Source organism: Streptococcus troglodytae (assembly GCF_002355215.1).
In the GTDB taxonomy this organism is placed as follows: domain Bacteria; phylum Bacillota; class Bacilli; order Lactobacillales; family Streptococcaceae; genus Streptococcus; species Streptococcus troglodytae.
This window is the reverse complement of the sequence record NZ_AP014612.1, coordinates 1,657,435-1,676,676: the sequence shown is the minus strand read 5'-3', so window position 1 is coordinate 1,676,676 and position 19,242 is coordinate 1,657,435. Positions and strand designations below refer to the sequence as shown.

16 protein-coding genes, 1 other RNA gene and 2 pseudogenes are annotated in these 19,242 nt (G+C 37.4%); 17 read left to right on the top strand and 2 right to left on the bottom strand.

What is annotated here, in order from left to right; translation table 11 throughout:
- The first annotated feature begins 7 nt into the window (after positions 1-7).
- From ftsL to pepC, 13 genes and pseudogenes are all read left to right on the top strand, one after another.
- Positions 8-331 (top strand): cell division protein FtsL, encoded by a 324-nt coding sequence (gene ftsL / locus SRT_RS08070; protein WP_002262088.1) that lies wholly within the window; start codon positions 8-10, stop codon positions 329-331.
- 3 nt (positions 332-334) lie between these two features.
- Positions 335-2,582 (top strand): annotated as a pseudogene (pbp2x, locus tag SRT_RS08065) (penicillin-binding protein PBP2X).
- 1 nt (position 2,583) lies between these two features.
- Positions 2,584-3,603 (top strand): phospho-N-acetylmuramoyl-pentapeptide-transferase, encoded by a 1,020-nt coding sequence (gene mraY / locus SRT_RS08060; protein WP_128833711.1) that lies wholly within the window; start codon positions 2,584-2,586, stop codon positions 3,601-3,603.
- Between the two features lie 9 nt (positions 3,604-3,612).
- On the top strand, positions 3,613-3,783 hold the full coding sequence (locus SRT_RS10890; RefSeq protein WP_154662703.1) for a hypothetical protein: 171 nt from the start codon (positions 3,613-3,615) through the stop codon (positions 3,781-3,783).
- A 206-nt stretch (positions 3,784-3,989) separates the two neighbouring features.
- Positions 3,990-5,333 (top strand): DEAD/DEAH box helicase, encoded by a 1,344-nt coding sequence (locus SRT_RS08055; protein WP_128833710.1) that lies wholly within the window; start codon positions 3,990-3,992, stop codon positions 5,331-5,333.
- A 238-nt stretch (positions 5,334-5,571) separates the two neighbouring features.
- On the top strand, positions 5,572-6,393 hold the full coding sequence (locus tag SRT_RS08050) for a transporter substrate-binding domain-containing protein (protein ID WP_128833709.1): 822 nt from the start codon (positions 5,572-5,574) through the stop codon (positions 6,391-6,393).
- 22 nt (positions 6,394-6,415) lie between these two features.
- Entirely contained in the window at positions 6,416-7,219 is an 804-nt protein-coding gene (locus SRT_RS08045) for an amino acid ABC transporter permease (protein ID WP_128833708.1), read from the top strand.
- On the top strand, positions 7,219-7,962 hold the full coding sequence (locus SRT_RS08040) for an amino acid ABC transporter ATP-binding protein (RefSeq protein ID WP_002267023.1): 744 nt from the start codon (positions 7,219-7,221) through the stop codon (positions 7,960-7,962). Before SRT_RS08045 ends, SRT_RS08040 begins: the two co-directional genes overlap by 1 nt.
- 48 nt (positions 7,963-8,010) lie before the next feature.
- On the top strand, positions 8,011-8,235 hold the full coding sequence (locus tag SRT_RS08035) for a DUF4059 family protein (protein ID WP_002262095.1): 225 nt from the start codon (positions 8,011-8,013) through the stop codon (positions 8,233-8,235).
- Between the two features lie 62 nt (positions 8,236-8,297).
- Complete coding sequence (gene trxB / locus SRT_RS08030; protein WP_128833707.1) at positions 8,298-9,212, top strand: thioredoxin-disulfide reductase; 915 nt, start codon at positions 8,298-8,300, stop codon at positions 9,210-9,212.
- A 679-nt stretch (positions 9,213-9,891) separates the two neighbouring features.
- On the top strand, positions 9,892-11,352 hold the full coding sequence (locus SRT_RS08025; RefSeq protein WP_128833706.1) for a nicotinate phosphoribosyltransferase: 1,461 nt from the start codon (positions 9,892-9,894) through the stop codon (positions 11,350-11,352).
- On the top strand, positions 11,349-12,173 hold the full coding sequence (gene nadE, locus SRT_RS08020; RefSeq protein WP_128833705.1) for an NAD(+) synthase: 825 nt from the start codon (positions 11,349-11,351) through the stop codon (positions 12,171-12,173). The genes SRT_RS08025 and nadE overlap by 4 nt, the downstream gene beginning before the upstream one ends.
- Before the next feature lie 126 nt (positions 12,174-12,299).
- Positions 12,300-13,634 (top strand): aminopeptidase C, encoded by a 1,335-nt coding sequence (gene pepC / locus SRT_RS08015; RefSeq protein WP_128833704.1) that lies wholly within the window; start codon positions 12,300-12,302, stop codon positions 13,632-13,634.
- 119 nt (positions 13,635-13,753) lie between these two features.
- Here pepC and pbp1a read toward each other — a convergent pair whose 3' ends face one another.
- Together pbp1a and recU are read right to left on the bottom strand one after the other, a co-directional pair.
- Positions 13,754-15,874: a penicillin-binding protein PBP1A gene (gene pbp1a / locus SRT_RS08010; protein WP_128833703.1), complete on the bottom strand. Its 2,121-nt coding sequence runs from the start codon at positions 15,872-15,874 to the stop codon at positions 13,754-13,756.
- Positions 15,875-15,973: 99 nt separating this feature from the next.
- Positions 15,974-16,567 carry a Holliday junction resolvase RecU gene (gene recU, locus SRT_RS08005; RefSeq protein WP_128833702.1) on the bottom strand — a complete coding sequence of 198 codons (594 nt, stop codon included), beginning with the start codon at positions 16,565-16,567 and terminating at the stop codon, positions 15,974-15,976.
- Positions 16,568-16,646: 79 nt separating this feature from the next.
- On the opposite strand from recU, the gene SRT_RS08000 reads away from it, so the two are divergent.
- From SRT_RS08000 to SRT_RS07985, 4 genes and pseudogenes are all read left to right on the top strand, one after another.
- Positions 16,647-17,168, top strand: a complete 522-nt coding sequence (locus tag SRT_RS08000) for an SLOG family protein (RefSeq protein ID WP_128833701.1) — start codon at positions 16,647-16,649, stop codon at positions 17,166-17,168.
- Between the two features lie 112 nt (positions 17,169-17,280).
- Positions 17,281-17,619, top strand: coding sequence for a cell division regulator GpsB (gpsB, locus tag SRT_RS07995; protein ID WP_128833700.1), 339 nt, complete (start codon positions 17,281-17,283; stop codon positions 17,617-17,619).
- A gap of 17 nt (positions 17,620-17,636) precedes the next feature.
- An RNA gene (gene rnpB, locus SRT_RS07990) (RNase P RNA component class B) lies at positions 17,637-18,018 on the top strand.
- A gap of 57 nt (positions 18,019-18,075) precedes the next feature.
- Positions 18,076-19,229 (top strand): annotated as a pseudogene (locus tag SRT_RS07985) (THUMP domain-containing class I SAM-dependent RNA methyltransferase).
- The last annotated feature ends 13 nt before the right edge of the window (positions 19,230-19,242 follow it).

The window sequence follows — 19,242 nt, the reverse complement described above, 5'->3', positions numbered from 1 at the left end:
AAATAATATGACAAATGAAAAACGGAGCGAAGCTCTCTCTCAAGCTTTACAAAAAAGAATCAAAACCTTTACCAGATTGGAAAAGGCTTTTTATGGTGCGATTATTATTACTGCTATCACACTGGCTGTTAGTATTATTTATTTGCAAAGCCGCAGCCTGCAAATTCAGCAGGAAATCAGCCATTTAAACAGTCAAATCAATGACAGAGAGACTGAATATAATAATGCTAAACAGGAAGTTAATGAACTGAGCCGTTATGATCGTATTGCGGAAATTGCTCAAAAAGCAGGCCTTACTGTGCAAAAAGATAATATTAAGAAGGTGGACTAGTCTATGAAAAATTTTAAAAAGAAATTTTTGGACTATGTTGTGGGTGACCGCAGAGTACCTAGAGAGAACCGTGAACGTGTCGGACAAAATTTAATGATTTTGTCTGTCTTTATCTTTTGTGTTTTCATTGTTAACTTTATTATTATTATTGGAACAGATCGGAAATTTGGAGTTAATTTATCTAAAGGGGCATCCTCTGTTTATCAAACTGTTCAAAAAGTTCAGGCTAAACGAGGAACGATTTATGATCGTAATGGGAATCCCATCGCAGAAGATTCAACCACTTATAATATTTATGCTGTTATTGATAAATCTTATGTATCAACTTCCGGTGAAAAATTATATGTTCAGCCTTCACAATATGACAAAGTAGCTGATATTCTTAACCAGCATTTAGGCATGGAAAAGGACTATGTTACTGCTCAGTTAAAACAAAAGAAGCTAACGCAAGTATCTTTTGGATCTAAAGGTTCAAATATTACTTATGGAACAATGACAGATGTCACCAAAGCACTTAAAGATGCAAAAATTAAAGGGGTTGCTTTTACAACAAGTCCCGGCCGTATGTATCCTAATGGAACCTTTGCTTCACAGTTTATTGGTCTAGCTCAGGTTAAAGAAAATAAAGATGGTAGTAAGAGCTTAGTAGGTGCAACAGGCATGGAGGCTTCTCTTGATAAAATTTTATCTGGAAAAGACGGACAAGTAACCTACCAAAAAGATAAAAATGGAAACACACTTCTAGGTGCTGCTACAACTGTAAAAAAAGCTCAAGATGGCAAGGATGTTTATACAACATTGTCTGCTCCCATTCAGACTTATTTGGAAACGCAGATGGATGTCTTCCAAAGTAAGGCTAAGGGTGCTCAGGCCAGTGCCACTCTGGTCAATGCCAAAACAGGCGAAATATTGGCAACCTCACAAAGACCAAGCTTTAATTCCGATACAAAGGAAGGTTTGGATTCCAAGGATTTTTCTTGGCAAAATGCTCTTTATCAAACCAATTATGAACCGGGTTCAACAATGAAGGTCATGCTGCTCGCTGCTGCTATTGATGAAGGGGTATTCAATCCTAACGAAACTTATAATAATGCCAGTCTGTCTATTGCTGATGCTACCATCAAAGATTGGTCAGTTAATGAAGGTATTTCGCAAGGAGGCTATCTTTCTTTCGCTCAAGGATTTGCTTATTCTAGTAATGTAGGAATGACGCTGCTAGAACAAAAAATGGGTAATGATAACTGGCTTAATTATCTCAGTAAATATCGTTTTGGCTTACCAACACGTTTTGGAATGGGCAATGAAGCTTCAGGGCTCCTTCCATCTGATAATATGGTAACGATTGCTATGAGCGCCTTTGGTCAAGGTATTGGAGTGACACAGACACAAATGCTCAGAGCCTTTACTTCTGTCTCTAATGATGGTGTTATGTTAGAACCGCAATTTATCACCAAAATTTATGACCCTAAAACGGGAAGCAGCCGTACGGCGAAAAAAGAAGAGTCAGGAAATCCTGTTTCAGCAGATGCAGCGAAGCAAACACGGCAGTATATGGTAACAGTAGGAACAGATCCTAATTATGGGACTCTCTATTCAGCCAGTTTGGGTGGTCCAGTCATTAAAGTAGGTAATCAGTCTGTTGCAGTCAAGTCAGGGACAGCCCAAATTGCTTCTGGCGATGGTTCGGGTTACTTATCTGGAAGCAATGATTATATCTATTCAGTTGTTGCTATGGTACCATCTGATAATCCTGATTTTTTGATGTATGTGACATTACAACAACCAGAATCATTTAGTGTGTCTTTCTGGCAAGATGTTGTTAATCCTGTTTTAGAAGAGGCAACATTAATGAAAGATACGCTATTGGCACCAATTGAAACACCTGAAGATCAACAAACTAAGTATTATTTACCAAAAGTTATTGGAAAAAATCCAGGTAACACAGCTGATGACTTACGTCAAAATCTTGTTCACCCAATTGTGCTTGGTACAGGAAATAAAATCATTAAAACGTCCGTAAGTGTTGGTTCAAATTTGAAGGAAAATCAACAGGTTTTACTATTAACCAGCCATTTTGATACTATGCCTGATATGTATGGCTGGAGCAAGAAAAACGTTAAGAAGTTTGAAGATTGGACTGGTATCAAGGTAACTTTCAAAGGGAAAAATCTGGAAAAGTTACCGAACAAAGTGTTAAAGTTGGCAGCAAACTTAAAAATTTGAAAAAATAAGAATAACCCTAGGAGAATAACATGTTAACCACTACAATCATCGCAGGAATTGTTTCTTTTATCTTAACCATTCTTGCCATGCCCTTTTTCATCCGGTTCTATCAGTTGAAAAAAATCAATGGACAACAAATGCACGAAGATGTGAAGCAACATTTAGCTAAGGCCGGAACTCCAACTATGGGAGGGACAGTGTTTCTTCTTGTAGCAGCTTTAGTTACCTTTATCTGGGCACTAGTTCTTCATATTACTGGAGGGCCTGCTTTTGGGGCTACCTTGGCTATTCTTTTTATTGTCTTAATTTATGGGACTATTGGCTTTTTGGATGATTTCTTAAAGATTTTTAAAAAAATTAACCAAGGTCTAACAGCTTGGCAAAAAATGGCCTTGCAGCTGGTTGGTGGTCTTGTTTTCTACCTTGTTCATGTTAAACCAAGCGGTACAGATTCTTTGAATCTTTTTGGTTTTCCTTTGCATTTGGGCGTGTTTTACATTATTTTTATTCTGTTTTGGGTTGTTGGTTTTTCAAATGCCGTCAATTTGACAGATGGTATTGATGGCTTGGCTTCCATTTCAGTGGTTATCAGTCTGCTAACTTATAGTGTTATTGCATATATGCAAAAACAATTTGATGTTCTCTTGATTATCATTTCCATGGTTGGTGCTTTACTAGGCTTTTTTGTCTATAATCACAAACCAGCTAAGGTTTTCATGGGAGATGTTGGTAGTTTAGCCTTAGGAGCAATGCTGGCAGCCATTTCAATTACACTTCGTCAGGAATGGACCTTACTGATTATTGGTATTGTCTATGTGCTTGAAACGGCTTCTGTAATGCTTCAAGTATCTTATTTTAAATGGACCAAAAAACGCAAAGGAGAGGGGCAGCGTATTTTTAGAATGACACCTTTTCATCACCATCTTGAACTTGGAGGCTTACGTCTAAGAGAATCTGGTAGAAAGTGGTCTGAGTGGCAGGTTGATTTTTTTCTTTGGTCAGTAGGTCTTCTCGGGAGTTTACTTATTTTAGCGATTTTATATTTATAGGAGAAGTTAGTGAAAATTCAAACAGTATGCTCCTTGGTTTTAGCCGTTATTTTAACAGCTTTTGCTTTAGTAATGCCAGTTAAGTCGGGAGATTTGCCTTATCGCATTGGCGTTCTTATTGGAAGATTTATCCTCCTACTTTTTTTCTATTATTGGGCGTTTAGAAAGAAAAAAGCATAATGATTTGCGACACCCTGAAAGTTAACTGCTATCAGCTAACTTTCAGGGTGTTTTTTGCTGTTAGAAAAGATAATGATGTGTTTCGAGAAAGTAATACTGTTAGTATGGCGTTGGAATAGAAGACTTTTTTTAAGCATGTTGAATTGACATTTTGCTTTCTTGGGCTTTTTAATGCTATAATTAAGTAGAACAATGAAGAGGTTAACATGTTATTTACGGATTTTAAATTTAAAAATTATATTAACAATGCTTTGACAAACTTACATTTTGAAGTACCGACGCAGGTTCAAGAACGCCTGATTCCACTTATTTTGTCTGGAAAAGATTTGGTTGGTGAATCAAAAACAGGGTCAGGAAAGACCCATACGTTTTTGCTGCCTATTTTTGAAAAATTAGAAGAAGATTCTTTAGATGTTCAGGCTGTTATTACTGCACCAAGTCGTGAATTGGCTAGACAAATTTATGAAGCTGCTAAGCAAATTGCTGATTTTTCAAAGCAAGATATTCGGCTTGCTAATTATGTTGGCGGAACGGATAAACTTCGTCAAATTGAAAAACTAAAAGCAAGTCAGCCACAGATTGTGATTGGGACACCGGGTCGTATTTATGATCTGGTTAAATCTGGACATCTTGATATCCATAAAGCTCATACTTTTGTTGTGGATGAAGCAGATATGACTCTTGATATGGGCTTCTTAGATACAGTTGATAAGATTGCTACAAGTTTGCCCAAGGACATACAGATCCTTGTTTTTTCAGCAACCATTCCTCAAAAACTACAGCCTTTTTTGAAAAAATATCTAAATCATCCTATTATAGAAAAAATCAAGACCAGTACAGTCATTGCAGATACCATTAGCAATTGGCTGATTTCAACTAAGGGACGTGATAAAAATCAGCAAATATTAGAGATTGTAAAGAGTTTGAATCCTTATTTGGCTATTATTTTTGCCAATACCAAAGAACGTGCCGATGAGCTGCATGCTTTCTTGTCTGTAAATGGTCTTAAGATTGCAAAAATTCATGGGGGAATTCCGCCGCGTGAACGTAAGCGGATTATGAATCAAGTTAAGCAACTGGATTTTGAATACATTGTAGCGACAGATTTAGCTGCACGTGGCTTAGATATTGAAGGTGTTAGTCATGTGATTAATGATGCGATTCCTCAAGATTTATCTTTCTTTGTTCACCGTGTTGGCCGAACAGGCCGCAATGGTCTTTCTGGTACAGCTATCACGTTATATCAGCCCAGTGATGATTCTGAGGTCAGAGAACTTGAGAAGTTAGGGATAGTCTTTATTCCTAAAGTCTTAAAAAATGGGGAGTTTCAGGATACTTATGATCGTGATCGGCGCCTCAATCGTGAGAAAACGCAGGAAAAACTGGATCTGGAAATGATTGGTCTGGTCAAAAAGAAAAAGAAGAAAATCAAACCAGGATACAAGAAGAAAATTCAGTGGAAAGTTAATGAAAAACGTCGTAAGGAACGCCGTTTTGTTAAACGTGCTACAAATCGTGCTGATCGTAAAGCTAAAAAACAACGTTTTTGATATATATAGAAAAGTTGGGATTGAGTGTCCCAATTTTTAAGTTTCGAATGCTTTAGTCCTATTTGGTAAGAACGATCTATTTTGACTAGATGGATATTATTTTTATACTTGAGGATTCTAGTGTTTAAGCTGTGGAGTGATAGGAAAATATTATCACGGTGATAAGAAAAAACTATTATACAGAGCTTGTGTATCGTGATAGACTGAGATATAAAACTATTTTAGGAGAAATGATGATATGAAAGCTATCAAAAGGTTAATGGTAGGACTTCTTTTAGCTAGCTTAGCCTTGGTTGTTTTTACCTTACCAGTGAAAGCTGCTTCACAGGAAACAATCACTGTAGCAACAGACTCAGACACAGCTCCTTTTACTTATAAAAAGGATAAAAAGTTTGATGGATATGATATTGCTTTGGTTAAGGCTATTTTCAAGGGGTCTAAAAAATATAAAGTTAAATTTGAAACAGTATCCTTTTCTTCTATTTTGACGGGGATAGACTCAGGACGTTATCAGTTATCGGCCAATAATTTTAATTACAGCAAAGAACGGGCAGAAAAGTATCTTTTTTCAAATCCTATTTCAAAATCCAACTATGCCATTGCTAGTAAAAAAGGCAAATATAAGTCTTTAGATGATTTATCAGGCAAATCGGTAGAGGTTTATGCGGGTTCTAACTATGCTGCTATTCTTGAGAATTGGAATAAAAATCATGCGGAGAAAACCGCTATTAAAATTCACTATGTTGCTAATACCGTTACCCTAACCCAACGTCTTCAAAATGTAGAAGCAGAGAAAATCGACTTTTTATTTTACGATGTTATTTCTCTTCAAACTGTTATTAAAGATCAAGCTATCAATTTGAAAGTTACCAATGTCAAGGGCAAGATTGGCGGTGAAAAAGACGGGTTGGAGTATCTCTTATTTGCTAAAGATAAAACAGGAGAAAAGTTACAGGCTTTTGTTAATAAACGCTTAAAAGAACTAAAAAAAGCAGGGACTCTAAAGAAATTAAGTCAACGATATTTAGCGGGTGATCGCGTTTCTCATTTACCTTATTAAAAGCGTTTAGAAAAGGAAAATTATGTTTAATCTATTATTAACGACGAGTTGGTATGACAAATTTATTTCCAGTTTACCTAATGGTAAATTATTCAGTTGGCGGGCAGTCTTTGATGCCATTCCATCTATTTTAGAAAAGCTGCCAACAACTTTAATTTTGACTTTAGGTGGGTCCATTTTTGGTCTTATTTTGGCGCTTTTATTTGCCATTGTTAAACTTAATCGTGTTAAAATTCTCTATCCCATCCAAGCTTTCTTTGTTTCTTTCTTAAGGGGAACGCCTATCTTGGTTCAGTTGATGTTAACCTACTATGGTATCCCTTTACTGCTAAAAGCGCTCAATCAAAAGATAGGGACTGACTTTAATATTAATGCTATTCCAGCATCCGTTTTTGCGATTACAGCTTTTGCCTTTAATGAAGCTGCCTACACCAGTGAAACCATTCGTGCAGCTATTCAATCTGTCAATTCTGGAGAAATTGAAGCGGCTAAGAGTTTGGGGATGACAACTGCTCAGGTTTATCGGCGTGTTATCATTCCTAATGCCGCTGTGGTGGCAACTCCAACCTTGATTAATACGTTAATTGGCTTGACCAAGGGAACATCTCTTGCCTTTAATGCAGGAATCGTAGAAATGTTTGCTCAGGCTCAAATTCTCGGTGGCAGTGATTATCGTTACTTTGAACGCTTTATTTCCGTAGCTATTATTTATTGGGGTGTTAGCATTATTATTGAACAAGTTGGTCGTCTTATCGAAAAGAAAATGGAGATTGCTTCTCCTGATCATATTGTTAAGGATCAAGCTGTGCAAGGAGGTGTGCGTTAATGATTCGCATTTCCAATTTAACTAAAGAATTTTCTGGACAAAAAGTCTTAGATGGTCTGAATCTGGATATTGAAAAGGGAGAAGTTGTGGCCCTTGTTGGTGCTTCTGGTGCGGGGAAATCAACTTTTTTACGCAGTATGAATTATCTAGAACAGCCTGATTCAGGCAGCATTGAAATTGATGATTTTAAGGTTAATTTCGATACTATTAGCAAAGAAGAGATTTTAACCTTGCGTCGTAAATTAGCCATGGTTTTCCAACAGTTTAATCTTTTTGAGCGTCGAACAGCGCTTGATAATGTTAAAGAAGGCCTTAAGATTGTTAAGAAATTACCAGATGATGAAGCAACTAAAATTGCCAAAGAAGAATTGGCCAAGGTTGGACTTTCTGACCGGGAAAATCATTATCCGCGCCATCTTTCAGGTGGTCAAAAGCAACGTGTTGCTTTGGCGCGTGCTCTGGCTATGAAACCAGATGTTCTTTTGCTTGATGAACCAACCTCAGCGCTTGATCCAGAACTTGTCGGTGAAGTCGAAAAGTCAATTGCTGATGCTGCCAAATCAGGTCAAACCATGGTATTGGTTAGTCATGACATGAGCTTTGTTCGTCAGGTAGCGGATAAAGTTCTATTTCTTGAAAAGGGACATATTCTTGAGCAGGGAACGCCGGATCAACTTTTTAATCATCCTCAAGAAAAACGCACAGAAGAATTTTTTGCTAGTTACAAAAAAACCTTTATTTGATATAATAAGAATGCTCTTAGTCAGAGTATTTTTATTTATGGTGGTAATATGTTAGTAGAGATTTTTAACTTGTATATCCAAGGTCTTCTTATGTCTGCTTTGGCAGTTATTTTAGTTAGTGCGGGCTGGATTCTTTATCGTGCTATTAGAAAAAAAGATAAGACTTCTAAAGAGCGTTTAACAATTTTATATGAAGCTTTATTGATAGATTTGGTCACCATTCCTATCTTGTCTTTTGCTTTTATGGCTATTATTCTAATGTTCAAAGCATAAAATTGGTAAATTTTATAAAATTGATTTAGAATGAAAGAACAAAAAAAGAAGGAAAGTAAGATATGTACGATACAATTATTATTGGCTCAGGTCCCGCTGGTATGACAGCTGCCCTCTATGCTGCTAGAAGCAATCTCAAAGTTGCTCTAATAGAGCAAGGTGCGCCCGGCGGTCAAATGAATAATACCTCTGATATTGAAAATTATCCCGGTTATGATTTGATTTCTGGACCAGAACTATCAATGAAAATGCATGAACCACTTGAAAAATTTGGTGTTGAAAATCTCTATGGTATTGTGACCGCTGTTGAAGATCAGGGTAATTTCAAGAAGGTTCTTACGGATGACAATAGCTATGAAACCAAAACTGTTATCATTGCTACAGGTGCTAAGCACCGCCCTCTTGCTGTCGCTGGTGAAGAAACCTATAATAGTCGCGGTGTTTCTTACTGTGCTGTTTGTGATGGTGCTTTTTTCCGCGGTCAGGACTTGTTAGTTGTTGGCGGTGGTGATTCAGCCGTTGAGGAAGCTCTTTTCTTGACCAGATTTGCCAACAAAGTCACTATTGTTCATCGCCGTGATGAACTGCGTGCGCAAAAGGTTTTGCAAGAACGTGCCTTTGCTAATGATAAAGTAGACTTCATCTGGGATTCTGTTGTTAAAGAAATCAAAGGGAATGATCTTAAGGTAACCAATGTTGATATTGAAAATGTCAAAACAGGTCAAGTAAGCAATCATGCCTTTGGTGGTGTCTTTATCTATGTTGGCTTAGATCCTGTCTCAAGCATGGTTAAGGAATTAGATATCACAGATGAAGCTGGTTGGATTCCAACAGATGATCATATGAAGACGAAAGTAGCAGGCGTTTTTGCTATCGGTGATGTTCGCCAAAAAGATCTTCGTCAAATTACGACAGCTGTTGGCGATGGTGCCGTAGCAGCTCAAGAAGCCTATCAATATATTGTCAATAACTATTAAGGATTTGAAAATAAGTCAAACAATGTAAAAGGTTAGGACAGTAAAGTGTGTCTCAAAAGTTAGATAACTACTCTAACATGCCACTTTATCCTAACCTTTTTTGCTTGTAAATAGGAAAATAAGCTAAGTTTAAACTTAAGTTTCATTAAATTTGATTTCACTTCCTTTTAATTGTCTAATCGTCTTAGCGTTTTTGTGTTATAATAATAACAATAAGCATAATTGAACACGAGCTGTGAGCTGTGTCAAAATAGTTTCTCCTAGAGTTTTGAAATTCTTCGCGAACCTTCTGTTTTGCTTTTGCTCACAACGCTCTTTGTATCTTAATAATTGAACACGGGCTAAAAGCGTCGAGAAAAAGACAGCCTGCCTTATGCGCAAGCGCATGATATCAGCCTCCTATTTTCTTCTCGCTTTCTTGACGCCCTTTGTATCTTAATAATTGAACACGGGCTAAAAGCGTCGAGAAAAAGACAGCCTGCCTTATGCGCAATCGCATGGTATCAGCCTCCTATTTTCTTCTCGCTTTCTTGACGCCCTTTGTATCTTAATAATTGAACACGGGCTAAAAGCGTCGAGAAAAAGACAGCCTGCCTTATGCGCAAGCGCATGATATCAGCCTCCTATTTTCTTCTCGCTTTCTTAACGCCCTTTGTATCTTAATATAAGGAGATAATGTATGTATAAGGATGATAGTTTAACCTTACATACAGATTTGTATCAAATTAATATGATGCAGGTCTATTTCAACCAAGGGATTTATAACAAAAGAGCAGTTTTTGAAGTCTTCTTTCGTAAGGAACCTTTTGCAAATGGTTATGCTGTTTTTGCAGGTTTAGAGCGAATGATTGCTTATTTGCAAGAACTGCGTTTTTCGGAAACAGACATTGCTTACTTAGAGAAATTAGGTTATCCTGCAGATTTTATTGCCTATCTAAAAGAGTTTAAATTAGAATTGAGTGTTAAATCTGCTAAGGAAGGAGATTTAGTCTTTGCCAATGAGCCAATTGTTCAAATTGAAGGACCGCTTGCACAGTGTCAATTAGTTGAAACAGCCATTTTAAATATTGTTAATTTTCAAACTCTTATTGCGACGAAAGCTGCTCGTATTCGCTCTGTTATCGAAGATGAGCCGCTTTTGGAATTTGGTACGCGCCGTGCCCAAGAGATGGATGCAGCTATTTGGGGAACACGCGCAGCAGTTATTGGTGGTGCTAACGCTACCAGCAATGTTCGTGCAGGAAAGCTGTTTAGCATTCCCGTTTCGGGTACGCATGCGCATGCCCTTGTCCAAGCTTATGGTAATGACTATGATGCCTTTATGGCCTATGCTGGAACGCATAAAGACTGTGTCTTTTTAGTAGATACTTATGATACGCTGCGTTTAGGAGTGCCTGCGGCTATTCGTGTGGCTAATGAATTAGGGGATAAGATTAATTTCTTAGGAGTACGCATTGATTCAGGAGACATGGCTTATCTTTCTAAAAAAGTTCGTAAATTGCTAGATGAAGCTGGCTATCCCCATGCTAAAATTTATGCTTCTAATGATCTCGATGAGAATACCATTCTCAATCTGAAAATGCAAAAGGCTAAAATTGATATTTGGGGTGTAGGAACGAAACTGATTACGGCCTATGATCAGCCAGCTCTGGGGGCTGTTTATAAGATTGTTTCCATTGAAGATGACAATGGTGTGATGCGAGATACCATTAAGCTCTCTAACAATGCAGAAAAAGTATCAACGCCTGGTAAAAAACAAGTTTGGCGCATCACCAGTCGTGCTAAAGGAAAATCAGAAGGCGACTACATTACCTTCACAGATACAGATGTCAATACTTTGGATGAAATTGATATGTTCCATCCGACATATACTTACATTAATAAAAAAGTTCGCGATTTTGATGCTGTACCGCTTTTAGTTGATATTTTTGATCAAGGGAAATTAGTCTACACTCAACCAAGTCTATCAGATATTCAGGATTATGCGCGTAGAGAATTTGATAAACTTTGGGATGAATACAAACGTGTTCTCAATCCACAAGATTATCCAGTTGATTTGGCGCGTGATGTTTGGCAAAATAAGATGGATCTGATTGATCGTATTCGTAAGGAAGCCTATGAGAAAGGTGACGTTAAATGAGTTTACAAGAAGAGATTATTGTTCAGCTGGGTGTTAAGCCTAAAATTGATGCTCAGGAAGAAATTCGTAAATCCATTGATTTTCTTAAAGCTTACATGAAGAAACATAGCTTTTTGAAATCTTATGTTTTGGGGATTTCAGGTGGTCAAGATTCCAGTCTTGCTGGTCGCCTAGCGCAACTTGCTATTGAGGAATTACGTCATGAAACGGGTGATAATGGTTATAAATTTATAGCGCTTCGTCTTCCTTATGGGTTACAAGCCGACGAAGCTGATGCCCAGCGAGCTCTTGACTTTATTCAGCCTGATGTCAGCCTTGCTGTCAATATCAAGTCAGCTGTTGATGGACAGGTTGCTGCTTTAGCAGAGGCTGGAGTTCAAGTTTCTGACTTTAATAAAGGAAATATCAAAGCACGTCAGCGGATGATTAGTCAGTATGCTGTTGCTGGTGAAAATAGCGGAGCTGTCATTGGAACGGATCATGCTGCGGAAAATATTACTGGTTTCTTTACTAAATTTGGCGATGGCGGAGCTGATATTTTACCTTTATATCGTCTCAATAAACGTCAAGGTAAGCAGTTGTTAGCAGAATTAGGAGCTGATAAGGTTCTCTATGACAAAACTCCAACTGCAGACCTTGAAGAAAATAAACCCGGCCTTGCTGATGAAGTTGCTCTTGGCGTGACCTATAATGATATTGACGATTATTTGGAGGGCAAGCAAGTCTCCCCAGCAGCCCAGAAAATAATTGAAAATTGGTGGCACAAAACAGAACATAAACGTCATTTACCGATTTCTATCTTTGATGATTTTTGGAAGTAATTGAAGCGAGAATAGAAATTCTCGCTTTTCAAGAGAAAATAAAAACATGATCATCAGCTAGGAATATTCTTGATAGTGGTTTTATTTTTGAAAGTCAGACAATTTTATTCAAACAAGGAGGATCCTATGTCTCAATTAACACAAACATTTACAGATAAATTATTTGCTGATTACGAAGCAAATGCTAAATTTCATGCTGTCGAAAATGCTGTAACCCATAACGGTTTATTAAAATCGCTTGAAACACGCCAAAGTCAAGTAGAAAACAATCATGTTTTTTCCATTGATTTGACCAAAGATGAGGTTTCTAACCAAAAAGCTTCTGGACGTTGCTGGATGTTTGCAGCGCTCAACACTTTTCGTCACAAGCTTATTTCAGATTTCAAGTTGGAAAACTTTGAATTGTCACAAGCCCACACCTTCTTCTGGGATAAATATGAAAAATCGAACTGGTTCTTAGAACAAGTTATTGCGACAGCAGATGAAGAACTTGCTAGTCGCAAAGTGAAATTCTTGCTTGATACGCCCCAACAAGATGGTGGACAATGGGATATGGTTGTCGCTCTTTTTGAAAAATATGGTGTTGTGCCCAAATCGGTCTATCCAGAATCTATCTCATCAAGTGCCAGCCGTGAATTAAACCAATATCTTAATAAATTGTTGCGCCAAGACGCCCAAATTTTACGCCAAGCTCTTGCAGCAGGAGCAGACAGTACTGCCGTTCAAGCTAAGAAGGAAGAACTCTTGCAAGAAGTCTTTAATTTTCTTGCGATGAATCTTGGTTTGCCACCACGCCGCTTTGATTTTGCCTATCGCGATAAAGATGATCATTACCAGTCTGAAAAAAAGATTACACCACAAGCCTTTTATAAAAAATATGTTGGTCTTAATCTAGCAGACTATGTTTCAATTATCAATGCCCCAACGGCGGACAAGCCTTATGGGAAATCTTATACAGTTGACATGTTAGGTAATGTTGTAGGCAGTCCTGCTGTACGTTATCTTAATCTTGATATGGAGCGTTTTAAAGAGTTGGCTATTGCTCAGATGCAAGCTGGGGAAACAGTCTGGTTTGGCTCTGATGTGGGTCAGGTATCCGACCGTCAAAAGGGAATCTTGGCTACTAATACCTATGATTTTAAGGCTGCTATGGATATTGATCTGACACAAGACAAGGCTGGTCGTTTGGACTATAGTGAAAGCCTCATGACCCATGCTATGGTTTTAACTGGTGTTGATTTAGATGAAAATGGCAAAGCAATTAAATGGAAAGTCGAAAATTCATGGGGGAATAAGGTTGGTCAAAAAGGCTACTTTGTTGCTTCAGATGTTTGGATGGATGAATACACTTATCAAATCGTTGTTCGTAAGGAATTTCTTACTGCTGAGGAACTAGCGGCTTATGAAGAGACACCAAAAGTTCTGGCCCCTTGGGATCCAATGGGGGCTCTCGCAAAATAAGAATTTACTAGCTCATATAGTTTTGATTTTTGAAAAAGATGGCAATGACATATGATATACTTAGATTGGATATTTAAAGGCACACTCTAATACCAAGAGTGTGCCTTTAAAATAGTTATTTATGGATTAGAAGATGTCGTAGCATCAGAACTTGATGAAGATGAGTCACTAGACGCTTCTGTAGTTTGATTATTATTTTGATCGTTATTGTTGGAATCAGAAGAAGAGGATGATGATGACGATGAAGTTGCAGGAGCTGCACCATACCTACTATTTGATCCACTTGAACCATTTAAGTAAAGATAACCACCGCTGCGATAGAGACCGTCAGGCATGGTCCAATCAGAATTACCTGAGCTAGAAAGATAAGCCATCATAGTACGATAGACTTGCGCAGCAATTTTCATACTGTCTCCGTAAACAGGCATTAAGCGATTTTTATATCCTGTCCAAACAGCCATTGAATACTGAGGTGTATAACCAACAAAGTTTTCATCTGGAGCAATAGTACCAAGTCCATAAGGATTAATACCAAGTTTTTCAGACATTTCTACCAATTCATTGTCATCATAGTTGGATGTTCCTGTTTTACCTGCTTGATAAAGACCAGGAATAGCAGCCTCAGTACCAGTACCATATGTTAATACTGTTTTTAACATATCTGTCATCATATAGGCTGTCGTTTCTTTCATCGCACGGTTGCCTTTAGCGTCATAGGTTTCCGATGTTCCATCTTTAAATTCTATTTTATTGACGTATTGTGGTTCATAATAAGTTCCACCATTAGAAAAGGCGGCATAAGCGGCGGCCATTTTTTCACTGCTAGCACCATACTTTTGTTCTGAACTACTTGTATTACTTGAAATGGCGTTTGAATAACGCATCTCAGGATAATCAATACCAAGACCGCTTAAGAAACCTTTTGCAGTGTCTAATCCAGCAGCATCAATAGCTCTGACAGCAGGGACATTACGAGACTGTTGGATAGCTGTTTGGATAGTCATCCAACCATTGTAACGATGATCCCAGTCATAGACTTGTGTTGTTGTGCCTGGATAATAATAGACAGAGTCATTGAGCATCTGTGCAGTTGTCGTAAAAGCTTCGCTTTCAAGAGCAGGGCCATATGCTGAAATAGGTTTCATGGTTGATCCCCAGTCACGATCAGTTAAGACAGCCTGATTGGTACCAAAAGAAACATTAGTATCTTGATGGCGTCCGCCAAGCTGTGCAATAACTTTACCATTAGTAACATCCATAACAGTAGAAGCAACTTGGAAATTATCATCAGGATAAGCAATATATTCATCTGTATTATAAATGTTCCAGAGATATTGCTGTGCGTCGGCATTAACATTTGTATAAACCTTCATGCCTGCTGAAAAGATATCTTGACCAGTACGTTTTTTCACCTCTGAAATAACCTGTTTTAGATAATTATCCATATATTTTGGATAACTAGAGGAGAGTTTCAGTTCTTGCAGGCCATCAGAAATTGGTGTTGCTACTGCAGCATCATATTCTCGTTTTGTAATTTTTTTATGTTTATACATCTGTGACAAAACGGTATTACGTCTGCTTGTAGCTGCCTTGGGCTGAGCGTAAGGATCATATTGTGTCGGTGCTTGCGGAATACCTGCAAGTGTCGCTAGCTGGGCAATTGATAAGTCTTTAAGATCTTTGCCATAATAAGACTTTGCAGCAGTGCGCATTCCGTAATTTCCGTTGCCCATGTAAACCTTATTGATATAAAAAGTTAGAATCTCTTCTTTCGTGTACTTTTTCTCCATTTGTAGAGACAGCCAAACTTCTTGAGCCTTGCGTTTTAAGGTCTGATCAGACTCTTTAGTAGAGAAATAGGCAAGCTTGATAAGCTGCTGATCAAGAGTGGATCCTCCTTGAGTTGATTTATGAAGTAAATTATTCCAAGCTGCACCAATAATACGATAGATGTCGACACCACGATGTTTAAAGAAACGGTGATCTTCAATAGAGGTAACGGCATTTACTAACTTCATTGGAATGTTGTCTGAAGAAATACTTTCGCGCTTTTCAGCACCTAAATCAGCAATCAGATTATTATTGCTATCATAAACCAAACTAGAATTAGTGGCTTTAAGTTTGGCTTCTGACAGCTTAGGAGTACTGCTGACATAATAGGTAAACAGAAGACCTCCAATTATAATAACTAAAATAATAGCGCTTAAGAGAATACCTAGTCCATATTTTAGAACTGTCATTCCAAAATTTTTGTCAAATTTAAACTCTTTAAAATTTGGTTTTTTAAAGTTAAGGTTTTTAATTTGGATTTGTCAAATTTAAACTTGTTGAATTTGATTTTAATCACCGCCTAAAATGTTTTTATCAATAATATCTAAGTAAGGAACCTGAGGAAAAGCTGACACATTCACCTGATAACCATTTTTTTTGATATAATCAAGTGGCATGGACTTCCCGCCATTATCAATCCGATAAAAATGGATTAGATGGGAGGCTGGAAGCAGATAGGTCTCCCTAAGTGTGGAAAAATGCAGTAAAACAAAGCAAATACCTTTTTGGTCTAAAACCTGTGACATATGTTTGATCTGATGTGCATGAAAGTTTTTCATGGGAATAGATGTCTTATGTCTGGTCTCTTTTGCTTCAAAATCAATGTAATATCCTTTATAGACTCCTGAGTAGTCGGTTGTTGAAGCCTGCCTAAAATAAGCCTCAACAATTTTAGCACGACTTCGTCTAGGGTAATCAACCCTTACAATTTGAATAGGAGTTGGTTTTTTATGAATAACAGCTATTTTTTGTGATAAATAGTAGTTATTTGTCGCATTTATAGCTGCCTCAAAGGACATCCCGCGATTGGCAAAATTGATTGTTTTAGATACTTGACTGAGTTTGCTTTGTTTACGAATGAAATGATGAGGATAGTTGACCATAGCTCTCCTAACTCTCCCATAAGTATTCATAATATAAAACACCACTATTATATCATAAAATTGAAAAGGACAACAGTTTATGACGACAATTCTTGTAACGGGTTATAAAAATTTTGAATTGGGAATTTTTCAGGATAAGGATCCTAAAATAACAATTATTAAGAAAGCTATTGAACGAGATTTCATTCATTTTCTTGAAGAAGGAGTAGATTGGTTTGTTTTTATGGGTAATTTGGGCTTTGAGTATTGGGCTTTAGAGGTTGCTTTAAGCCTCCAAACAGAATATGATATGCAACTGGCTACTATCTTTCCCTTTGAAAATCATGGAGAACACTGGAATGAAGCTAATCAGGAAAAGCTTTTTAAATTTAAACAGGCAGACTTTGTAAGAAGTAGCTATAAACGTTATCAAAATCCATATCAGTTTAAAAAATATAATCAATTTTTATTGGATAATACGGATGGAGCTTATCTATTTTATGATAAAAATAAGGAAACTAACTTAAAATATCTTTATCAAATGATGACAACTAAGGATAACTATCCTGTGAGACTGCTTACTTTTGAAGATTTAGATGACATCGTTCAGGACTTTGATTAGAATTGTAATATAAAAGACTTGATTTTTGAAATAATTTTCTGTATGATTAAAAATGATAGAACGGCTGTAAGCTAGTATCACAGAGAAATGATATGTTTGGAGAGATAAAAGTATGGCAAGTATTATGTACACCCCTAAAGATATTTTTGAACAAGAATTTAAATCTAGCATGCGTGGCTATGACAAAAAAGAAGTTGACGAATTTCTGGACGATATTATTAAGGATTATGAAACCTATATTTCCACAATCGAAGAATTACGTCAAGAAAATACGCGCTTAAAAGAAGAAGTAAAACAAGCTAAAAAACGTCAAGAGGCCGCTCAAACAACAGTATCTCCAGCAGCTTCTGTAGGTTCTAGTCGTGTGGCGACTACTGCTACAAATTTTGATATTTTAAAACGTATCAGTCGTTTAGAAAAAGAAGTTTTTGGTAAACAAATTACCGAATAAATTAAGTAAACGATGCAATTTTTGGATAATCGCGTGGTAAATTGGTAAATCTTGCAATCTTATCATGAGGAAAGTCCATGCTAGCACTGGCTGTGACGCCAGTAGTGTTTGTGCTAGACAAAAAATAAGTCTAGGGATGTGCTTTGCGCATTACGGCGGATAAAATGGCTAAGTCTTTGATAGGCCGGAGTAATTCTGAAAGTGCCACAGTGACGTAGCTTTTATGGAAACATAAAAGGTGGAACGCGGTAAACCCCTCAAGCTAGCAACCCAAACTTTGGTAGGGGCATGGAAAAGCTGGAAAAAGAACGGTCTTTTCTGACTGCATAAGCAGTAGACAGATGATTATCAAAGAAGGTGGTACCTAGTCACCTTTGGAACAAAACATGGCTTATAGAAAATTGCATAATAGGTGAGCTAGCTTTGGCTAGCTTTTATTGTCTTTAGTGAGGAATCATGAAAAAAACTTTCAATTTAGTAGCAACTGCAGCAGCGGGTATTGAAGCTGTTGTCGGTAAAGAATTAAGAAATTTGGGCCTTGATTGTCAAGTAGAAAACGGCAGGGTTCTTTTTAAAGGAACTATTGAGACTATTGCTAAAACCAATCTCTGGCTGCGTTCAGCAGATCGAATCAAAATTGTAGTGGGAGAATTTCCTGCCAGAACATTTGAAGAACTGTTTCAGGGAGTCTATGCTCTTGATTGGGGAAATTATTTGTCTTTGGGCTGCCAATTTCCTGTTGCTAAGGCTAAATCTGTCAAGTCAAAGTTACATAATGAGCCGAGCATACAAGGCATTACGAAAAAAGCCATTGTCAAGAAATTACAACATTATTTTCATAGACCTGCCAGTGTACCTCTGCCAGAAAATGGACCTGAGTTTAAAATAGAGATCTCTCTCCTTAAAGATCAGGCTAGAGTTATGATCGATACAACAGGACCAAGTCTATTCAAACGTGGCTACCGTACTGAAAAAGGTGGAGCTCCTATCAAAGAAAATATGGCGGCGGCTATTATTCTCTTAAGTAACTGGTTCCCTGATAAACCTTTTGTTGATCCAACTTGTGGTTCAGGAACCTTTTGTATTGAGGCTGCTATGATTGGTATGAATATTGCCCCTGGATTTAATCGTGATTTTGCTTTTGAAAAATGGCCTTGGGTGGATGAGGCACTCGTCACCCGAGTTCGTAATGAGGCAGATGAACAAGCAGACTATGATATGCAACTTGATATTTCAGGTTTTGATCTTGATGGCCGTATGGTAGAAATTGCTCGGCAAAATGCTAGAGAAGTTGGTCTTGAAGATGTTGTCAAATTGAAACAAATGCGCCTTCAAGACTTTAAAACCAATAAAACAATGGTGTTCTTATTTCAAATCCACCTTATGGGGAAAGATTGCTTGATGACAAAGCAGTTGACATTTTGTATAATGAGATGGGTGAAACATTCGCTCCTTTAAAAACATGGAGTCAGTTTATTTTGACTAATGATGCTGATTTTGAACAAAAATTTGGTAGAAAAGCAGATAAAAAGCGTAAGCTTTATAATGGAAGCTTAAAAGTTGATTTATATCAATTTTATGGTCAACGTGTCAAACGTGTGCTTAGATAGAAAGGCGGGAAGT